Origin of the sequence: Endozoicomonas sp. ONNA2, from assembly GCF_024606365.1 — a bacterium.
Taxonomy (GTDB): Bacteria; Pseudomonadota; Gammaproteobacteria; order Pseudomonadales; family Endozoicomonadaceae; genus Endozoicomonas.
Genome location: NZ_JAHHPO010001138.1, coordinates 1 through 1,499, shown reverse-complemented (window position 1 = coordinate 1,499; position 1,499 = coordinate 1). Strand labels below are relative to the sequence as shown.

Below are 1,499 nucleotides of genomic sequence, written 5' to 3'. Positions count from 1 at the left end.
TTTTTTCAGCATGCTGATAGCGACTTTCTGGTTGACCACATTGTCTTCTGCCAAAAGTATCTGGATGCTCTCGGAGAATACTGTCGTTTCTTTATGCTGGTCGGTCAGATTATCCGGCTGTTGGCTGGCGTGATGGTAATGCATAACCTGCATTGTGGTATCCAGTAATCCGGACTGACGGAATGGTTTGCTCAGGCATGCGGACAGCCCTGCAGCTTGTTGTTGTTCCTGAGAGATAAAACCGGTGGAGCTGAGCATGATTCTGCGAATGGGCTGCAGGTCGGGATCGTCTTCGATCACTTTAGACAGTTCCAGCCCATTCATTTCGGGCATATGCATATCCAGAAAGACAAGCTCATAGGGCTGGTTATTGTTATGGGCTTTTCTCAATATCTGCAGGGCATCTTTTACGGTTGATGCCTCGTGGTGATCCAGGCCCCAGGCCGTTAGATAGTGGCGAAGAATCTCCCGGTTGGTGTTGTTATCATCAACGACCAGCGCCTTTATACCATCCAGTGCATGAAGTACCTGAGACTTTTGTTTGTACTGGTTTTGGGATATTGCCATCTCCAGAGTGAAGGTGAATGTCGAGCCGAGACCTTCAGCACTGATAACACGGATGTTGCCCCCCATTAATTCAACTAACTGCCGGGAGATCGTCAGGCCCAGACCGGTGCCACCAAACTTCCGGGTGGTACTGCCATCGGCCTGGGTAAACTCATTGAACAGGGTCGGCAGGATATCCTCAGCAATACCAATGCCGGTATCCTCTACAGAAAACTCAATTTGGGCAGACGTCTGTGATCGTTTGATCAGGTTGACTTTTACGCTGACCTGACCTTTGACGGTGAATTTTACGGCATTACCAATCAGGTTGGTTAAAACCTGCCGCAGCCTTACCGAGTCACCTTTCAGTGTTCCCGGCAGATCCACATCGGTATAGCAGCTAAGCTCCAGACCCTTCTCCCGGGCAGTGCCTGCCAGTAATGTACAGACATCCTCGACAACATCCCGGACTGAAATGTCCACGGTTTCCACGGTCATTTTGCCCGCTTCAATTTTTGAAAAGTCGAGGATGTCGTTAATGATGGAAAGCAGGGAGTCAGCAGAGGAATAAGCGGTATTGAGAAAATCAGTTTGTGTTTTTGTCAGCGATGTGTCTTTCACCAGGTCCAGCATGCCAAGAACACCATTCATCGGTGTACGGATTTCATGGCTCATATTGGCCAGGAAAGAACTTTTGGCCTTGGCTGCATCCAAAGCGGCTTCTTTGGCTTCATGAAGCTCGGTCAGATTTTCTTTTAATTCCCGATTGGCCATTTTCAGTTCATTGGTTCTATTGGCAACGGTTGCTTCGAGGTTTTCACGATGTTGCTGCAGTCGGTCATCTCTCTCTTTTATCTGCATGAGCATGTCATTGAAGCAGTCATACAGTTGTCCAATCTCATCGTTATCATATTTTTGAACCTGGCGATCATATTGCTGGTATGCAGAGATTT

General features: G+C 48.0%; 1 protein-coding gene. It reads right to left on the bottom strand.

Annotated elements, in window-relative coordinates; genetic code table 11:
* Nucleotides 1–1,499, bottom strand: a 1,499-nt coding sequence (locus tag KDK14_RS20170; protein WP_257267025.1) for an ATP-binding protein, incomplete at both ends; no start/stop codon positions are given.